The sequence below is a fragment of the Bacteroides sp. 3_1_23 genome, from assembly GCF_000162555.1.
GTDB classification, from domain to species: Bacteria; Bacteroidota; Bacteroidia; order Bacteroidales; family Bacteroidaceae; genus Bacteroides; species Bacteroides ovatus.
Genome location: NZ_GG774955.1, coordinates 508,514 through 528,265, shown reverse-complemented (window position 1 = coordinate 528,265; position 19,752 = coordinate 508,514). Strand labels below are relative to the sequence as shown.

Genomic DNA, 19,752 nt, shown 5'->3' with positions numbered 1-19,752 from the left:
CCAGTCTTTCTACCCTTCTTTTTTAATTCACTTTATTTATCTCAACCTTTCTCATAACCAATGCATCAATAATATCTTCATCTATCTTCACATCTTTTTTAGCCGTAATAGTCAAATTGTCAAAACAGAAATTGGATAATTTATATTGTTTTGATTTCTCTACAGCAAAAAAGGAATCACAATCCAGATGAATATTACGCATTGTAATATAGCTGGAATACGAGACTGGCATATCCTTGCGATCTTTCAAATCATAAAACTGTGTCCAAGGAGCAATAAAGATACAATTGCGGACATTTCCTTTTATGTCTTCAACGAGGATGTACTTATATTGTTGGGGAGTATCCGGACGCATTTTCAACCACAACAGGCGTTTAGCCTGGTCCAGATTGCAGCGTCGAAGAATTATATTATGATTATATATCGATTCGCTACCGCAAGTCAGCACTCCGTGACAGAATCCAAAAGTACAGTCTTCAATAATAATATCACAATTGCCACCATTATCGGGATTTTGATCAGCCCATGGTCCTTTGCCGCCTTTTAATGCAATTGCGTCATCATTAACCGACATATAGCATCCCTTGACAAGTACATTTTTACACGCATCAATATCGATTGCATCCGTACTTGGAGCCTTTACAGGAGAAGAAGGTGAAAAGATATGCAAATCCAAAAGTTTTACGCTATCACACTTATAAATGTGAGTTGTCCAAAACGGAGAATTAACAAGTCGCACATCTGAAACTTGTACATTATTGCTATGAGATATATGAAGTAGACGAGGACGCAATTCATCCATATTAGTACATTTAGGAATAACACGCCGCCGCAACCAAAATGACTTCCAATATCGTTCACCGTTTCCATCAACTTTTCCTTTTCCGGAAAGGGTGAAACCATCTACCTTATCAACATTAATCAAAGCTGAAAAGTACTTTAGGTTCTGTCCCTCCATCCGTGTTTCTATTACAGGAAAGTTGCTAATATCGTCACTACCTTTTAATATAGCTTTCTCTTCCAAATGCAAGTGTGTTCCCGGCTTAAAGAACAGCGCACCACTAAGATAAGTACCTTCAGGTATAACAATGACTCCGCCTCCATTATTAGACGCCAAATCTATAACAGCCTGAATTTTCTCTGTCTGTAACAGTGTACTATCATTCACTACTCCATAGTCGGTAATCAAGAAACTCTTTCCTAATCCATTTATATCAGTTTTTTCATTTTTGTAAAACCAATCCGGTATAATTTTACCATCGGGAAATTTTTCCTGACTAAACAGTTGCAGACTGCAACATGTCGCTACTATTAAAAATGCTGACTTTATCATTTTCTATATCTCGTTACTTTTTTGCAAAAGTACCGCATGTTTCCATTTGCCCCAAAGCAAAGGATATGGAGATATTGATTTTCTTATGGAGTTCTATACAAAGGATTCAAATACTATTTATCTATATACAATATTCCATATTCAGACTTATTTTTGTACATATATCGAATTAAAATAAAACGCTCTCTACAGTATCAAAAAAGCGCATCCTCTTTATAAAAGAAGACACGCTACGAATAGAGTTAAGTTTTTCTTATATCATTTATTCCGGGATGAACAATCCGGTAGACTATTATTTTGTAAACACAATCTCTCCTTTACGTCCGCCACCACGAAGAAAGATTTCATAAGTACTATTTCCTGATTCTTTTATTTCCAGCAGATCCAAATCCGTATTCTTTGTTTGTTCCCCGCGTATAACCGTTTTTAATACCCCTCCTGTTGTCCGGTCCAGTTCCACTCTTTGACATTTTAAACACCCGGCTCCAAGTAGTACTTCCCGCAGTATAATGTTCCATTATCTCTGCTTCCGTCACTCGATATGTACCTTGCCGGATATATACAGTATCTCCTGCCATCACTTTTGATTGTGCTTTACCCAACGTGGCAAAAGGCTTATCAATCGTCCCACTGTTTGAATCGCTTCCATTAGTAGCCACAAAATAATTCGTAGCCGAAAGAGAAAAGAGGAAACATCCTATAAAAAAAAGAAGAAGGCTAATACGTTTCATTGTATATTAAGTATTATGTAGCAGCAAAGCTACTGTTTTTTATACCATAGGAGCTGTAATATCGTACGTAAAGAATAGAATTTTGTCTTTTCTACTTCAATTATCAGACAAATTCCAGCATTAACAATCATAGTTCATAATAACAATAGTTTGATATAAGGATAAAAATACATCCTTTATATACAAATTTGCAGGTGAATACTCTCCCAATCCACTTCCTTTGTAGAAAGAAAATATTCAATCTTTATAACAATATAATTATGAAAAACTTATTTTATGCGCTTACATTTTTTAGTTTTGTCACAGCTTGTAGTGATAATTCAGTCCAAAATCCAACACCACCTCCCGTGTCTGATAATGGTGATAACAATAATATGCAAGTTGTTGAGTTTCTAAGAAATCGTGCTATGGTGGCAAGTTATAACACTATCTTTCCTAATAAAGAAACAGAAAGAATAGAAAGAAAAGGCGTACTACTCAGCTGGAGATGGCTTTCCACCGATCCGGACGATATTGGTTTTGATATCTACCGCAAAGAAGGTAACTATAAATTCCAAAAGCTAAACAAAACTCCGATTATCAATAGTTCTAATTACAAAGATTTAACAGCAAACATTAATAAGATTCTCAAATACGAAGTTCGACAAGCAAATACCAATAATATTTTATGTTCATGTAACTTTACTCCGGAAATGGCACAGAACTTTTACCGGACGGTCCCATTAAACAATAATAATCTGCCATATCCCGATTTAGTATATAAAGCTTCGGATGCAGCTATTGGCGATTTAGACGGCGACGGAGATTATGAATTGGTTCTGAAACGTGAAGTGTCACCTCTTGACAATGGTAGCACGGGAATTGGAATTACTCCCGGAAGTTGCCTGTTAGAAGCATACAAGCTAACAACCGGGACATTTTTATGGCGTATCGATTTAGGCTCTAATATCCGGCAAGGTATTCATTATACTCCCTTCATTGTATATGACCTGAATGGAGATGGCAAGGCGGAGATCGCAGTCCGCACCTCCGAAGGTACCGTTTTCGGGGACGGAACGAAAATAGGCGATGTCAACCAAGATGGAATAACCGACTATGTAGACAGGGCTCCCCAAAGTGCCACTTATGGCAGAATTATCACAGGGCCGGAATTCTTATCTATCATTGAAGGCAGAACCGGAAAGGAAGTAGCCCGAACCGACTATATCTACCGTGGTGAAAAAAATAAATGGGTGACATATTGGGGAGATAATTGGGCAAACAGGATGGATCGTTTTCTGATGGGAGTCGGACACTTCAGATCTCAAAAAGGAATTCCAAGCCTACTCATGTGCAGAGGATATTATAAGAACTACCAGATTGTAGCTTTAGATTTTACTGATAACAAAATAACAGAGCGATGGCATTTTGATACAGCTGACAACTATTCGGATTATATAGGGCAAGGTAATCATAATTTAGCAGTCGGAGATATAGATGATGACGGAAAAGACGAAGTCTTATATGGGGCATGTGTCATAGACCATAACGGTAAAGGGCTATATAGCACAAAATTAGGACATGGTGATGCCATGCATTTGGGCAAATTTGATCCTACACAGGAAGGGTATCAAGTAGTAGTCTGCCATGAAGAACCCAAGGAGTATGGAAATATTGGAACAGAATTCCGGGATGCCAGAACGGGCAGGATATTACATTATATTCCCGGAAACGGCAAGGACGTAGGACGTTGTATGGTCGCAGATGTTGATCCGGACAGTCCCGGATGTGAATATTGGTCGTCAGAACCGGACGGTGTCATGTATTCCTGCAAAGGAAATGAACTGACAGGTAAAAGGGCACCTATAGCCAAAGGTGGTGATACATCATACAATATGACAATCTGGTGGAGTGGATCATTAAACAGGCAAATGCTTGATTACCTCGTTATTCACAGCTATACCGACGGACGTTTGTTCAATGGCAGCGATTGGGGTGTAAAAACAGCCAGCGGAACCAAAAACAATGCCTGTTTTTATGGCGATATTTGGGGAGACTGGCGGGAAGAAGTTATCTTCGTTGATGAAAATGATACAGAGCTAAGAATCTTTACTACTGATTTTGAAACCGACTATCGTTTCCATCCTCTAATGGACGACCATTTATATCGTTTAAGCGCTACACATCAGAACATAGGTTACAACCAGCCCACTCATCCGGGTTACTATATCGGTTCTGACTTGAACAAATAAAAAAGAAAGGCGTGTATGCTTTCCGCAAAGAACATACACGCTTTTTATAAAACTAACCCTATTCAAAACTCTATCATTTCCTTACCTCAATAAATATCAGAAAGCAAATACATATCGGGAGCTTACTCCAGGTCTGTCGTATTTCAATCCATCAACTTTGGTACTTCCACTGCTTGTCAACTGTACTCCAAATATACTTGTATTATTACGCTCTGTAGACGACCAATAATACATGTCATTTTTCAGTCCGTCACTACCTGTTATTTTTCCCAACTGCGTATTCATCGTTTCCCAATTAGTTACCATTGCCCTCAAATCACCGACAGAAGGAATAAACCAACCGGAAGAAATACTCGGAGCAACCAAATTATAGTTATTCAAGGAATTCACTAAAAGTGACTTATTCTTTGCTTCCGCATATTTTTTAATTACTTCCGTGTGATTATACCCTAATCGCTGATCCCTCGACGTACCATTCAATGTTCCGGTAGACGCCGATCCATCCCATCCCATCGGACTTAAATCAATATAGGAATTTCTTTCGGCAAACTCTGTACGATACCAAACTCTTATTTCATCTTTCTCCCCAAAAACAATATTGGTATTCTCTTTCAGCCCCAAAACCAATCCATGGGTACAGCCCGGATGATCACGCAATAATGCATCCTGACGTTCAGAATAAGTAAATTCATTATCTTCTGTAAAAGGATATAACACAGAAGGCATCGGATTACCAACAAAATAAACGACTCCTACACAATCATCGCTAACAGGAGCATTATCGTCAACAGAAGCCAACGCGCCATTAGAATATATCAGATCACCCACTTTCAACTCATGATCCACAGTTTGCAGTCCTCCGTCTATCTCACAATAAATATACTCTCCGGCTTTCAACTTTGTCGCATCTATCGAGTATTTTTTAAGCCCGTTGTCTACTGAACTGATAAAACTTCCTCCTATTTGCTCTACTTTTTTTGTCGGATTTACCAAAACACGGTAAGTCGTTGTTTCCTTATCATAATAAGGAATGATCACCTGCTCACCAATAGAAAATTTCACCTCTCTCAAAGATACACTGTAAGATGGCAGTTCAGGAGAAACCTCATTAGTGAAATTATAAGTAACAGAAGGCAGTTCGGCTACCATCAAGGCCATCCGATGATTCATTACAAAAGTTATTGTACTTCCGTCTGCTGAAGCCTCCCCTGTCATTAAATCATTATTTGTATATCTGTCACCACTCAGATCTGTGTCAACAGTCCAGTTCCCCACAATCGTTTCAAACGGATCCTCCTTCGTCATATCTATAGTTATATTTTCCTTATAAGGATAATACGCATAAAAAGTCACGGTTTCCAAATCTTCCGTACACGAAAGACGTCCTCCGTCAATTCCCCATATTCCATCATTATACGTCGCAAGGACATTTTTAATGAAAACTTCCTTATCACTATTTACCGCAAAAATACCAATCGCATCCCCGTCCGAAAAAGTTGTCTTGTAAGTCACATCAGTGACAGCACGACTTACATTGCCATTTTGTTGAATACTGGAATCAACCACCTCAATCTTTAATATATTACTATTGACGGCCAGCTTGGCATCCTCATCCTGCGAACATGCCACCATCAGAAAAGAACCGAGCAATACAAAAATGAATTTACAATATCTCATAATATTTCTTCTTTTAAATGTTTAATTATCATATAACTCCATACTTATTGACCTGCCCCCCTGACTCACAATAGTTTGAGTATTTCCCCCATCCCATTGTACATCTCCTGGTTCAACTCCTGTAATAGTATTACCGTCACTTGTATTAATTTCCTGACGATCTCCTTCAACCCATCCCTGAACTTCTCCAGATTCGACAGTTACATAAATCGTTTCATCCCTCTCACTGATTATTACAGTGTACGGATGTATGTGTCCGGGAACCAGGTCCATCTCACCAATCTTCTTGATAAAAGATTTCCCGCCCATTTCTATCTCAAAAGTAACCTCTGAAACTTTTTGAGGAAATACAATCAATGAAGTCCGCATATTTTCACCGGCCATAACCTTCTGAGATAACGCCAAAGCCGGTGCATCTTCGACAACAGCGGTCGTGCCGTCTATTGTATTGAAAGTTCCTTTAAGTTTCAAGCCAATCAACGTATAAGTTATGTCATCCAACGTCAAACCGTCTTTTCCTTCAAAAGAAAAATCAATCCTGCTCATCTGATGCGAAAAAGCAAAGTTGACATCCGGATTGTTCCGTCCGGCTTCCGTAGTCGCATAAAGAAAATCAATGGACATTTGCTTTTCCTGTGTTTGTTTATCCGAAGTCGTTTCCACTGTTATACAATCGGCAACCATAACGGAAGTCTCCGTAAATGGATAATAGGCGGACAATACATGTTCCTGTTTTCCCAGGAAATAAATAGACTGATTCTCGTCAAATGCTGCAAACGAAGATAAATTTCCTGTATATTTATAGGAAATATTTACATCATCTTCACAAGTTACCCCTATACGATCACCATCAGTCCACGTAGTACCAACAGTCCGGGACTTCTCCACAACCTCCGTGATTGTTCCCGAGATTGCCGCTTTCACCCCGACGATATCATCGCCGGAGTAATCATAGCTGCTACATCCCCAACATAAGATAGACAATGCAGCAATAAATGGCATTTTTCTTTTCATAATACTATAATTTAACAAGTTATATTTTCGGAATAAAGACTGTTATTGTAATGTTACGCTCATCAATCCAATCACTACATCATTAGCAACGGTTTCCAATGTCAGTTCTTTCAGAGTCTTATTCTTGTCCAACGGAATATCCAGCATGACACCGGCGCCACCTTCAAATCTGCGGTCGGCAGATCCGCGAAGTTTCAAAGCCTTTCCCAAATCACGACTCACGATTCCTGTTTTTAAATGAAACCGATACGGGCGAGGTCTGGGAGCATCAAAAGCAAAATCATCCAGATAAAAGTCCTGCTCAATCGGACACCAATTATCAGGGTTTACCAATTCCAGCACCTCTGAAGTTCCATCTGTATAATATACACGTACAATTCCGTTGGCTATCCGGCACTGCATATGATTGGTGCTCCCTACAAGCAACAAATAAGCATGGGAAGCTTTTCCAGAGAGAGGAACCTTCACCATATCCGGATAATTATCCCATAAAGAAGTGTAAGCGATATTGTTACCTTCTTTCATTACACGGAAAGGAATACCAAGTGAAGTTTTATACATATTATCCTTCACCAAGCTACGTAAGCCGGAATCATCAATTTCAGCAGTCAGCAATGGATGGCACCATTCTCCAATTCCCTGAGTCGGTAACTGCAAAGTTGTATAAGGAGAACGTGGAGATAAATACTCATTTTTAAAAATATCCGCTACAGAAGAATTAAACTGCTTATCCATGTTTACCACACGACATTTACCAGTTTCAATATTTTCAAATCCATTGTATACGACTTGAGGAACATTGACATAGACATTGACAGGTTGCCACCATTCCATATTCCCTTGACGAGTGTACACAAAGAAAGTATGATGTCCTTTCTTATCTTTATTCACTTTCGACGAAAGCTTGGTTGTGTTTACCTTCTTCGTTACCAGAACATTTTGCGGGTCATATACTTTAAGAAACGAAATACCCTGAGGAGCGTTCAAGTCTACCTGTCCTTCCAGCGTAGTAACAATTTCATCATTTGCAATCTGTTGTAAGACATTACCTTCCCATTGAATCTCGATTTCAGCTTTGGTGACAGCCGGTACAGAAACAACAATCAGAGGATACCCATTCGCAGCTTCTTCCGTCTTCCATTTCACAGCTTTTCCATTCACCTTTACCAAACGGATCTTATCCTTCACTGCATTCACTTGCAACGTCAAGGCCAATGGTTCTTTGAAACGTTGTGTCACATTATAAATATCCATATCACCCTTACGTAAGAATTCATAAGCTAAATCAGCCATTGACATAGACGCCTTATCCCACGCCATAGGAAATCCCGGGCGGATCACCAATTTTCCATTCAGAGCATCCGGCGAAACGCCATACAAGCCCTGTATCAAAGTGCGGGATGTTATACCTATTTGGTCTGCAAAATCACGGTAAGTTTCCCGGCGAACAGCATCATACAAACTTATTTGTCCGAAATTGCCAGGACTTTTCCCAAGGTACATCCCATCCAGAATAGAACCTTTCAACAAATTAAAACCATCGTCTCCACGCCCTGCCTGAAAAAAAGCAAGCGCAGTATGCATCACCTCGGCAAACGCCACATTATTCACACTCCACACATAAGGCATCCAGTTCGTAGTGGATAATGTTTCATAATCACGATCCAACCCATCTGCAAATACCGGAATATGCGGAATAGAGGTATCGACATACCGGGTTGCCTGATAAGCCTGGAAAGGATCGGCTGTTTCACTATCTATCGCGTGATAGATAGTCCACAAACCAGCGCTTTCATGTAAACGCTTATGCCCCATGAAATCTTGAAACTCGGCCCAATGCCCTTTATCTTTTATCCAAAGCCTTTCATTCATCGCTTTCAATATCTTATCCGCCTCTTTTTCATAGGGAGTAGCATCTTCCCCTATCTTTTCAGCCAGCATAGCGGCCAATTTATTAGCACGATAGTTATACGCTGACGAATGAGTTACAGCTCCACTGTTATAATAAAGTGCATCACTGGCCCAAATACAGCAATAAGCATCATACAGCCCGTCATTATCAGGGTCATAATTCAATTTTTCCCATGCCAGATGACTAGTCAATACAAGCCACATTTTACGTACATAGTCCAAATCGCCGGTCCAGTTGAAATGCCAGAGCAACTCATCAATGTAGCAAAGATTCATATCATAATGATGCATTTGATCCTTTCGGTAAGGAGTACGGCAAATATACCCGTTACTGTAATGCGGGGTACCCCATTTTTTTACCGAACGTGCCAAATGTAAAGCAGTATCCTGTGTAGGATGAGGTATTGTCGCAGGGACATCCGTAACCTGACTTGCTGCATACGAATCGAAATGCGTACGAGCCCTATCATGCCAGCCAATAAAATCACCGATATAAGCAGCACGCCAGCCATTTAATTGCGAACGCCAGCCAATAGCGCCGTGAAGCCATATTTTGCCATCCCATATTCCATCAGCGGCAGCCGCCAAAGCCCCTCCCAATGGATTAAAATAGGGATCCGGAGTAGAAATCTGAAGAGATGACTCTATCTCCGAACGCCACTTTTCAGACTTATCGTATAGGGAAGTTCCTTCAACAAGAGCTGGTAAACGTAACTCCTGATCTTCCACAACAATATAAGCAGTCGTTCCATCCAAACTCAATTTATAATGTTTCTGTTCTTTCGGAAGTTGGGGAGCATCAAAACTATCAGCACGATCAGCACCCATATCACCATTGCGGCTTAAATTCTTCGCTCTAATCTCTGAAATATAGCAATGTAAAAGAGCCCCCTCCGGCATATCCTTCATTGTAAACCGCCATATCCCTCCTTCTGCGTCAGGAAATGCCAGTACGGAGATATTTAATTCACCTTTGCCCAACAAAGGATCTGTCAGACGATAAGTACGCCTTCCCGCCCTGTATCTGGCCTCACAAAATTTTAAAGAATCAAGGGCTATACTTTGATTACCACATTGCAAGCGAAAACAGATATGCTTACTATCCTTCGGCTTATAAGCAGCAAACACAGGCCGGTCGCTCGTTTCAATCCTAAAGTCTGTAATACCTCCGTACAATGCACGAGTATAGCGATTCTTGCCGTTCACACAAACAAAATCATTACCATCCGGACGATATTGTATAGTACGTTTTATCCCTTTTTTACGTTCAATTTGGGAAATTGTCTTTGTTATATGCGCCCCATCTGTCGCTGCTTGTACAACAAGTGAGAACGCAGAGCACATCAGAAAACCAATCAAACAACTTTTATTCATATTTTCCTATCCTATATTTATTACATTTACTTCAATTTTTAACGATACGCTTCATTTTGTACATACAGCCCCTCTTTCACTTTCATCTGCGAATCGGGAATAGGATAGAGATAAGTTCCATCCTTTATTTGCCGGATATACAATAACAAAGTCGGACGTATGACATTACCATTGGCATCCACTGCATATTCCTGAAATTTATCACGAACAGCTTGAAGATTATTATGACGTACCAAATCATGCCAACGGATTCCTTCACAAGCCAACTCTCTCCGTCTCTCCTTGTCAACACATTCCCGGAATGCAGCCGGTTCCTTTTCGGCATTTGTCAATACCGGTATTCCTGCACGCCGCCGTATCCTGTCGACCATATCAACCCCTTTTGAAGTTGGACCTACAATCTCGGCATACATCAACATCACATCTTCCAAACGAATCAACGGGAAATTCAGAGGGAAATAAGTACGATCCACTATCTGCGCATTAATATCATCATACCCCAATGCTTCTCTTTTCATTTTATGTTCCAGGAATTTGATAAAGAAATCCTCACCTGCATATTTCGTCACACTATTAGGATTGTCATCATTCACAAACTTGGTCGTATCAATAGTAGCCAGACACCGTACATCAAGAAAATGTCCTTCTTCATCTTGTTCCTCTTTCAATAAATTATCAAGCCCCTTCGCACAAGCAATACTATTACCGGACATTTCAAGAGTAACATATTTCGAAGGTAAACGAGGCACGGAGTGAAATACCATCGGATTACCATAATCTTTAGCGACTATATATTGAATTTCAAAGATGTGATATTTATTATCATTCTCATTTATCCACATTCTTTGCCATTCACTTGCATTTTTAGCCCAAAATTTACCGGTTGCATCCGCATAATCAATTACTTCTTCAAGAAGCTCCCTAGCGAGTTCCTTTTTAGTTTCATCATACAGAGGAAATCCCGCCATTGTCAGATAAACTCTTCCTAACAATGCCTTTGCCGCAGTCAATGTTGCACGGCCACTGGCGGATTTCCTTCCTAGATAATCCTTCGGTTCCTCCGTCAGGCTTCCGACAGCATATTCCAAATCAGGAATAATAACCTTCTCATAAATTTCTACAGCCTCCGACTGCGGAGTCGACATTGCTTCTGAAATAGTCTGAGGAACAAGCGTCAAAGGAACACGCCCGTAATAACGAACCAAATCAAAATAAGCTAATGCTCTCAAAAAACGCGCTTCTCCTATTTGTTGTTCCTTTATTCCTTCAATAGTATAATTCACCCCATCTACCTTGGACAAAAACAAATTGGCACGCGAAACAATCTCAAACAAGTCATTCCATGCATCCCGAACTGTTGCAATGGTCGATATATTAGGGTTAAAAGAACTGATGTCCATATAGTCACGCTGTGCCGTACTCAGTTCTCCGCACCATGTATTATCCGAACGAACCTCTGACATAAGTAAAGCATAAGTCGACAACGGAAGCAGTCCGTTATATACTCCTATCAACGCTTGCTCCATTTGCGACGGGGTCGTATAAAAGTTTTCAGTAGTACGGGTATCTACCGGAGTGACATCTAGCCAGTCACTACAAGAAGAGAATAACAATCCCATACTCATAGCTCCACTTAGTATATATTGATATAGTTTCATAGTTTCTTTTATTAGAATGTTACATTTACCCCTAAAGTAATAGTTCTAGCCTGCGGATATGAACCGTAATCATAGTCACTATTCTTTCCGTCATTATTTACTTCCGGAGAATAACCACCTTCATATTTATCCCACATCAGAAGATTTTCTCCCGAAATATAAACACGGGCATAATTAATTATCTTCTTATTTTTGATGGGAATACGATAGCCCAGCGTTACGTTTTTAATTTTAATAAAATCGGTACTATACAACCAGCGGGTATCGTACAGTGAACCTGTATTAGAGTTATTAATACCGGGAGTTTTCCCATCACCCGGCTGTTCCTCGGAAACCCACATATTTTTCCAACGTGACAATACATTGATAGATGCTCCCATACCCGGACGATCCATGCCACGACCGAGCAGACTATATATCATTCCCCCTGTCTGTCCAGTCAGTAATACAGACAGGTCGAAATCTTTATATTTAAAGGTATTTGTCATACCAAAAGTATAATCGGGATCCGGTTTACCAACCAACGTACGATCCTGGTCATTAATCTTACCGTCATCATTCACATCACGGTATCTCACATCACCCTGGATAGAATTGGACATTGTAGGATATTTCCTCAAATCTTCCTTATACTGATACACTCCTACAGCATCATACATATAATATGCCCTCAAAGGTTGTCCAACCATCAATACCTGTGTATTCGATTTATCCCATCCAATGAAAACCGTACTATTATCTTCTCCCAAACTCAACACCTTATTCTTATTATAAGCTATATTCAAAGAAGTAGTCCACTTGAACCTTCCTGTCAAGTTTTGGGTAGTCAGTTCAATCTCAAACCCTTTATTTTTTATACTACCGATATTCCCCCATGCTTGTGTGAATCCCATTGTACCAGGAACAGAAACCTGATATAATAAATCTTTAGTCGTTTTATCATAATAATCGGCAGCAAGAGTTATCCTGTTATCAAAAAATCCCAAATCCAAACCAACATTCCAACTGTGTGTCTTTTCCCATCCAAGTTCTTTATTATCAATTGAACTGGGAGCAAAACCATTGGTCAGGCTTCCACCAATTGAATAGTTGGAACTACCCATCAGCCCGATAGCAGCGTTAGTAGAAATAGAATTATTTCCATTCATACCCCAGCTACCGCGTATTTTCATTTGATTGACCACAAACTTTTCCGGCCAAAACTTCTCGTTAGAGATTCGATAGGCAGCAGAAACAGCAGGAAACATCCCCCAACGATTATTCTTTCCGAAACGTGAAGAACCGTCGCGACGAATACTTGCTGTCAACAGGTAACGGTTATCATATTCATACTGGGCACGCCCGAAATAGGATAATAAGCGATTGGGAGTTGACAAGGTAGCTAACGCAACTTTTATAGCCTCATCACTTTGGTTGAAAACTTCAAGTGAATTATCCGGGAACTGTTGCGCAGACAAGTTTGTAGTGGCTCCCGAAGAACTTTCCATTGAATAACCTGCCATAGCGGCAATATTATGCTTGCCTAATTTCTTATCATAATTTAATACAGCCTGCAACAGATATTTGGATGACCGTATATCTATACGGTTGGCAGAACTATGATACCCTTCACCATCCGTCCAGTTCTTAATTACCGAACTCGGAGTAAAAGTGCGAGTCTGACGGCTTGTAAAATCATACGCACCTTTCACTTCCGCCCTCAATCCGTCAATAATATTGACTCTGATAAAAGCTGAAGAATTCAACCGGGCCGTTTCGATATGATTGGTGACCTGCTCCATATAAGCAATAGGGCTGATTTTTGTACTAGACCATAAATAAGAGGCATAAGGTTCCGCACCGGAATATATCCCAGCATCTGGCTCTGCAACTGGACACATTGTCAAAACCTGATTTGCCTGCTGATCTTTGCCATCCACACGCCCACCATCTTTCCAGTCCATTGACGGAGCCATATTAACGCCTAAAGTGATGCGATCATACAATTTTGTCTCCACATTAGCCCGCAGATTCAAACGTTTGTAAGCACTCTCTATAGCAATACCTTGCTGGTCTATATATCCCAGAGAAAGCCGGTATTGAGTATTCCCTCTACCATTTGAAACAGAAAGCTGATAATTCTGCATCGGAGCCAAACGATAAAATTCATCCTGCCAGTCAATTAGTCTTAATCCACCGTAACCGGGCTGTGTCCATCGCGGGTCATTCATATACTCATAGTTTACCCGATTACCATTCAAGGCATAACGGGTATCCCAATCATCATCTGCCGTAGCTCCTTTTCCTCCTAAAGCAGCAAGGTATCTACTATTGTTATAGGCAGTCCGGAAAGTGATCCACTCTTCCGGGCTTAGTACATCTATTTTCTTTTCCAATTGTTGGATACTGAATGCAGCAGAAAACTGTACCCGGACTTTATCATCCTTATTAGCCATTTTAGTTGTAATCAAAACAACACCATTAGCACCACGAGAACCGTAAATAGCAGAAGATGAAGCGTCTTTCAAAACTTCAATCGACTGAATATCATTTGGGTTGATACTTCCCAAATCATCTATCGGAATTCCATCTACTACATATAAAGGAGTGGCATCCGCATTAATGGAAGCAGCTCCGCGCACACGAATCTGTAATTCTGATCCCGGCGCACCATTAGTTGACCGTACTTCTACTCCCGCCAACTGCCCCTGCAATGAAGAGGCAAGATTGGGTGCCGGACGGTCTTCAAGTTTCGCTGCATCAACTTTGGCAATGGCCCCGGTCACATTCCCCCTTTTGGCTGTACCATAACCGATTACAACCACTTCGTCCATTTGCACGTCATTTTCGCTCATCCTGATGGCAAAAACACTCTTTCCTTTAATAGAAATAGTCTGTGAAGCATATCCCAAATAAGACACCTCAATTGTCTTAGCTTTATCAGGAACTGCAAGAGTAAATTTGCCATCCACATTGGTAATTGTCATTCCAGACTTCCCTTCTGCTACAATAGTTGCCCCGATCAACGGTTCATTTCGTTCATCAACCACCGTACCGGATATGGTACGTTTTTGTGCAAATACTGTGACCGAATGGAGAGCCGAAATCATCATCAAGAAGAAAAATATATATTTTCTTCTCCAACAGCTAATCTCACAAACAGTGCTTTTCATACATTCTAGTTTTCATTTAATAATATTAGTTTTATACAATCTTATAAACCATGGTAATACAAAATCCAGTTATCAATTCAACAGCAAATATAGCGGCATACATGAAGCTGCTCATGCATTTTTCTCCATATACCATGCACATTTGTCCACCTGAACATTCTTATATAGTCCCTCTTTCTTTTTTTCAGGTTATTCAAGAAATTCAATGCAAAAGTCTGAATTTAAACTTTAAAATTACGTGCTATTTATCTATCTTTACCGCAAATCTAAAAAAACACAATCATTATTATCACTATACAAGTATGAGATTCTTCATTAAAGCTACAATTTTCTTTTTTATATGTACATGTATTATATATCCGGCAAACGCCTCCATAGAAATACATGCTAGGAATCTGACTGCCACTGACGGATTAGCCAATAATTCTATCAGGCATATCTATCAAGACAGCAAAGGATTCATTTGGTTTTCTACTTTAAATGGCCTGAGCCGTTATGATGGAAATTCATTTGTTACTTTCCGTCCCCAGAGCGGTGAAGAACTGTCATTAGCGGATCATCGTATCAGAAGTGTACAGGAAGACTCCGACGGATTCCTATGGATTACAACTTCCGCGGAACAAATCAGTTGTTATGATTTGAAAAAAGACTGTTTTGTAGATTTCACCGGCAAAGGAGAAATGAAAGACCGTTATAATGAAGTCACAATCCTCCCTAATAAGGATATATGGCTTTGGGGAAGGGTGCAAGGCTGCCGGAAAATTACTTATAAAAACAACAAATTCAGTTCGGAAACATATTCTACCGACAACCATAAACTAAAATCCGACAATATACGTTTTCTTAGTGTATTTGATTCAAATTCCATTTGGATTGGTACAGGAAAAGGGCTGTATTTACTTAAAGATAACACGCTCGAATGTATAGATTCGACTCACTACTTCCTTCAAAGCGCAGTCATTGATAATACTATTTACTTCATAACATCAGAGGGATTTATTTGGAAATACAACCAGCAGCACCTCACGAAAGTTGCCAATACTGCCACATCAACTGATTTTTTGCTAACAGGCAATATTGTATTACGTAACGAATGGCTGTTATTTACCAAACAAGGCGGAATCTTATTCAATCCCAAGACCAATACAACCAGAATTGCTCCGGAAGAGCTCAATATCCGTAATGGATTGGTAGTGAAAGATAACCGCAACAACTACTGGGTTCATAATCAGACTGGATACATTAACTATATTCAAAAAGAATCCGGTAGTGTCAAAAAGATTGATGTAAGATCGTCAAAGCTTCCATATTTCATTGATTACGAACGCTATCATGTCTATCATGACTCCAGAGACATTATATGGATAACGACTTATGGGAACGGACTTTTTGCCTATAATCCTACTACTAAAGAACTGGAACATTTTACCGCAACCGCCAATCATACAAATCCCATCGCCTCAAACTATCTTCAATATATAATAGAAGATCACTCGGGCAATTTATGGACAAGTAGCGAATATTCCGGTATATCCCAAATTGAAATCATAAATAAAGGGGCTGCAAAAGTATATCCCGAAGGTGAATTAAATATCGACAGGGCAAATGCCATCCGCTTCATATCCCACATGCAAGATGACGAAGTATGGATAACAACGCGTGCAGGCGGATTATATATCTACGATAATAAACTAACAAAACAGAAAAGCAAAAAGTATTATGATATAAATATCTATTCTGCATGTGAGGATAGTAAAGGTAATATATGGTTGGGAACACGCGGGAAAGGGCTCCAAGTCGGAGACGACCAACACTATATACATCAGGCAACCGATACAAATTCCTTAGCTGCCGATCCAGTATTCTGCATTTTGCAAGACCGCAAACAACGTATGTGGATAGGAACGTTCGGCGGAGGACTTGATCTCGCTGTTCCTAAAAAAGACAAATACATATTCCGGCATTTTTTCAATAAGACTTATGGCCAAAAGGAAATCCGCACTATCTGCGAAGACCGTAACGGATGGATATGGGTAGGAACCAGTGAAGGTGTTTTTGTATTCGATCCTGACCGTATTATAAAAGACCCGAACGATTTTTACCAATACAATCTGGATAACCATGCCCTGAAAAGCAATGAAATAAAATCAATTATACAAGATAAGAAAGGCAGGATATGGATTGCCGAATCAGGTATCGGATTTTGCGTAGCCAATATAAAGAATGATTATAAAGATATATCCTTTACTCACTATACGGTCAATGATGGACTTGTCCACAGTGTAGTACAAGCTTTCATTGAAGATGATGAAGGAAATATCTGGGTATCCACCGAATATGGGATTTCTTGTTTTAACCCGGAAAACAAAATATTCAACAATTACTTCTTTTCTAATGATATATTGGGGAATGTATATACAGAAGGATGTGCCAAATTAAAAGATGGTCGTTTGGCTTTCGGCACCAACCACGGACTTATAATACTCAATACTAAGCAAATTAAAAACAAAGAGAAAATTCCGTCCGTTACATTTACAGACTTAAAGTTAAACGGAATATCAGTCCGTCCTGCCGATATGGACTCTCCATTGACAGCCGCTCTGGCATATACAGATGCCATCAGTCTGAAATATTACCAAAGTTCCTTTGTCATAGACTTCTCCACTTTTGACTATCCCATTTCGACTAATACAAGGTTCAGCTACAAACTTGAAGGATATGACGATGACTGGAGTATTCCTTCTACATTAAACTTTGCAGCTTATAAAAACTTACCGGCAGGTACCTACTATCTACATGTCAAAGCCTGCAGCGTATCAGGTATATGGAGTGATAACGAGGAGACACTTGAAATCAAAGTAACTCCCCCTTTTTGGGCAACCGGATGGGCTTTCTTTGTTTACATACTCATTGCAGGCATTATCATGTATTTTGTATATCGTACTATCAGGAATATTAACAACTTGCGGAATAAAATTAAAGTAGAAAAGCAATTAACAGAATACAAGTTAGTATTTTTCACCAATATCTCACATGAATTCAGAACTCCGCTTACACTAATACAAGGGGCTTTGGACAGAATCCACCGTACCCACAATATCCCCAAGGAGATACGTTACTCTATCAAACTAATGGACAAAAGTACCCAGCGTATGCTGCGTCTGATCAACCAATTACTTGAATTCCGGAAAATGCAGAACAACAAACTCGCCCTTTCACTTGAAGAAACTGACGTTATCGCTTTCTTATATGAAATCTACCTAAGCTTTCAGGATACAGCCGAATCCAAGAATATGGATTTCAAATTTATACCATCCGTCAATTCATACAAAATGTATATTGATAAAGGTAATATCGACAAAATCGCCTACAATCTTTTATCAAATGCTTTCAAATATACTCCTTCCGGTGGAAAGATAGAATTCAGCATTTATATTGATAAACAGAAACAGCTATTAATCATGAAAGTAACGGATACAGGTGTAGGCATACCCAAAGAAAAACGTAATGAGCTGTTTAAACGTTTCATGCAAAGCAGTTTTTCTAGCGACAGTATAGGAGTAGGTTTACATCTTACCCATGAACTGGTTCATGTTCACAAAGGGAACATCTGCTATGAAGAAAATCCGTCAGGTGGTTCTATTTTCATTGTAACTTTACCTACTGATTCTTCCATTTATCAATCTAACGACTTCCTTATTCCTGAAAATGCCATATTAAAAGAAGAAGCACAAAACCATCCTTCGCTTTCTGCTCTTAATGAGGAAAATGCTCACTCTGAATCAGAAGAAGAAATAGATAAAGAAGTAGAAAATATAGAGAAAGAACTAAAAACAGAACTGAACGCATCTGATCAAGAGGGTCCTCTAAACAAACGGAAAATACTTATTATCGAGGATGACAATGACGTACGGGAATTCTTGAAAGAAGAACTGACCCCATATTTCGAGGTTGCTGCCGAAGCGGATGGAAAAAATGGTCTGGAGTATGCCCATAATAATGATATAGACCTCATTATCAGCGATGTCATGATGCCTGGATATAATGGTTTCGAGATAACCCGTAAACTAAAAAGTGACTTTAGTACCAGTCATATTCCTATAATCCTACTTACAGCCCTGAATGCAGCGGAAAGCCATCTGGAAGGAGTGAAAAGCGGTGCAGACTCTTACATAACAAAACCTTTCAGTACCAAACTGTTACTGGCAAGCATATTCAAACTGATAGAACAGCGTGACAAACTAAAGGAGAAGTTTTCCAATGACTTGTCAGCCAAACGTCCTGTGATGTGTACATCGGATAAAGACAAGGAGTTTGTCGAAAATCTGACCAAGATAGTGGAAGAACAACTGACTAACCCTGAATTTACTGCCGATGATTTTGCTTCTATGATGTCACTGGGTCGCACCATCTTTTACCGTAAAGTGCGTGGAGTGACCGGATATACTCCCAAAGAATATCTTCGTATCATGCGAATGAAGAAAGCTGCTGAATTGTTGTCAACCAAGAAATATACCGTATCTGAAGTAACTTATATGGTCGGCATCAATGACCCGTTCTATTTCAGCAGATGTTTTAAGGCTCAATTTGGCATCTCTCCTTCCAGTTATCAGAAAAGATACCAAGAGGGCATAAGAGAAACAGAAATAAACGAAGATTAATAAATATATT

The 19,752-nt window shown here is 39.6% G+C and carries 8 protein-coding genes and 1 pseudogene; 2 read left to right on the top strand and 7 right to left on the bottom strand.

What is annotated here, in order from left to right; translation table 11 throughout:
• Positions 1-22: 22 nt before the first annotated feature.
• Together HMPREF9010_RS04825 and HMPREF9010_RS04830 are read right to left on the bottom strand one after the other, a co-directional pair.
• A complete protein-coding gene (locus HMPREF9010_RS04825; protein WP_004324943.1) occupies positions 23-1,333 on the bottom strand; it encodes a glycoside hydrolase family 28 protein in 1,311 nt (436 codons plus the stop codon).
• Positions 1,334-1,770: 437 nt separating this feature from the next.
• Positions 1,771-2,064: pseudogene (locus tag HMPREF9010_RS04830) on the bottom strand (right-handed parallel beta-helix repeat-containing protein); the annotation flags it as partial.
• A gap of 260 nt (positions 2,065-2,324) precedes the next feature.
• Between HMPREF9010_RS04830 and HMPREF9010_RS04835 the strand changes: the two are divergent.
• Positions 2,325-4,295 (top strand): rhamnogalacturonan lyase, encoded by a 1,971-nt coding sequence (locus HMPREF9010_RS04835; protein ID WP_008645566.1) that lies wholly within the window; start codon positions 2,325-2,327, stop codon positions 4,293-4,295.
• A 96-nt stretch (positions 4,296-4,391) separates the two neighbouring features.
• On the opposite strand, the gene HMPREF9010_RS04840 is transcribed toward HMPREF9010_RS04835, so the two are convergent.
• The 5 genes from HMPREF9010_RS04840 to HMPREF9010_RS04860 are packed head-to-tail and all read right to left on the bottom strand — an operon-like array spanning position 4,392 to position 15,081.
• Positions 4,392-5,972 carry a fimbrillin family protein gene (locus HMPREF9010_RS04840; RefSeq protein ID WP_008650788.1) on the bottom strand — a complete coding sequence of 527 codons (1,581 nt, stop codon included), beginning with the start codon at positions 5,970-5,972 and terminating at the stop codon, positions 4,392-4,394.
• A 21-nt stretch (positions 5,973-5,993) separates the two neighbouring features.
• Positions 5,994-6,986 (bottom strand): fimbrillin family protein, encoded by a 993-nt coding sequence (locus tag HMPREF9010_RS04845; RefSeq protein WP_008650787.1) that lies wholly within the window; start codon positions 6,984-6,986, stop codon positions 5,994-5,996.
• A 42-nt stretch (positions 6,987-7,028) separates the two neighbouring features.
• On the bottom strand, positions 7,029-10,271 hold the full coding sequence (locus HMPREF9010_RS04850; protein WP_008018608.1) for a DUF4450 domain-containing protein: 3,243 nt from the start codon (positions 10,269-10,271) through the stop codon (positions 7,029-7,031).
• Between the two features lie 38 nt (positions 10,272-10,309).
• A complete protein-coding gene (locus HMPREF9010_RS04855; protein WP_004308511.1) occupies positions 10,310-11,929 on the bottom strand; it encodes a RagB/SusD family nutrient uptake outer membrane protein in 1,620 nt (539 codons plus the stop codon).
• Between the two features lie 11 nt (positions 11,930-11,940).
• On the bottom strand, positions 11,941-15,081 hold the full coding sequence (locus HMPREF9010_RS04860; RefSeq protein ID WP_008650784.1) for a SusC/RagA family TonB-linked outer membrane protein: 3,141 nt from the start codon (positions 15,079-15,081) through the stop codon (positions 11,941-11,943).
• A 302-nt stretch (positions 15,082-15,383) separates the two neighbouring features.
• Here HMPREF9010_RS04860 and HMPREF9010_RS04865 point away from each other — a divergent pair, with 302 nt between their 5' ends.
• Positions 15,384-19,742: a hybrid sensor histidine kinase/response regulator transcription factor gene (locus HMPREF9010_RS04865; protein WP_004308509.1), complete on the top strand. Its 4,359-nt coding sequence runs from the start codon at positions 15,384-15,386 to the stop codon at positions 19,740-19,742.
• Positions 19,743-19,752: the final 10 nt, after the last annotated feature.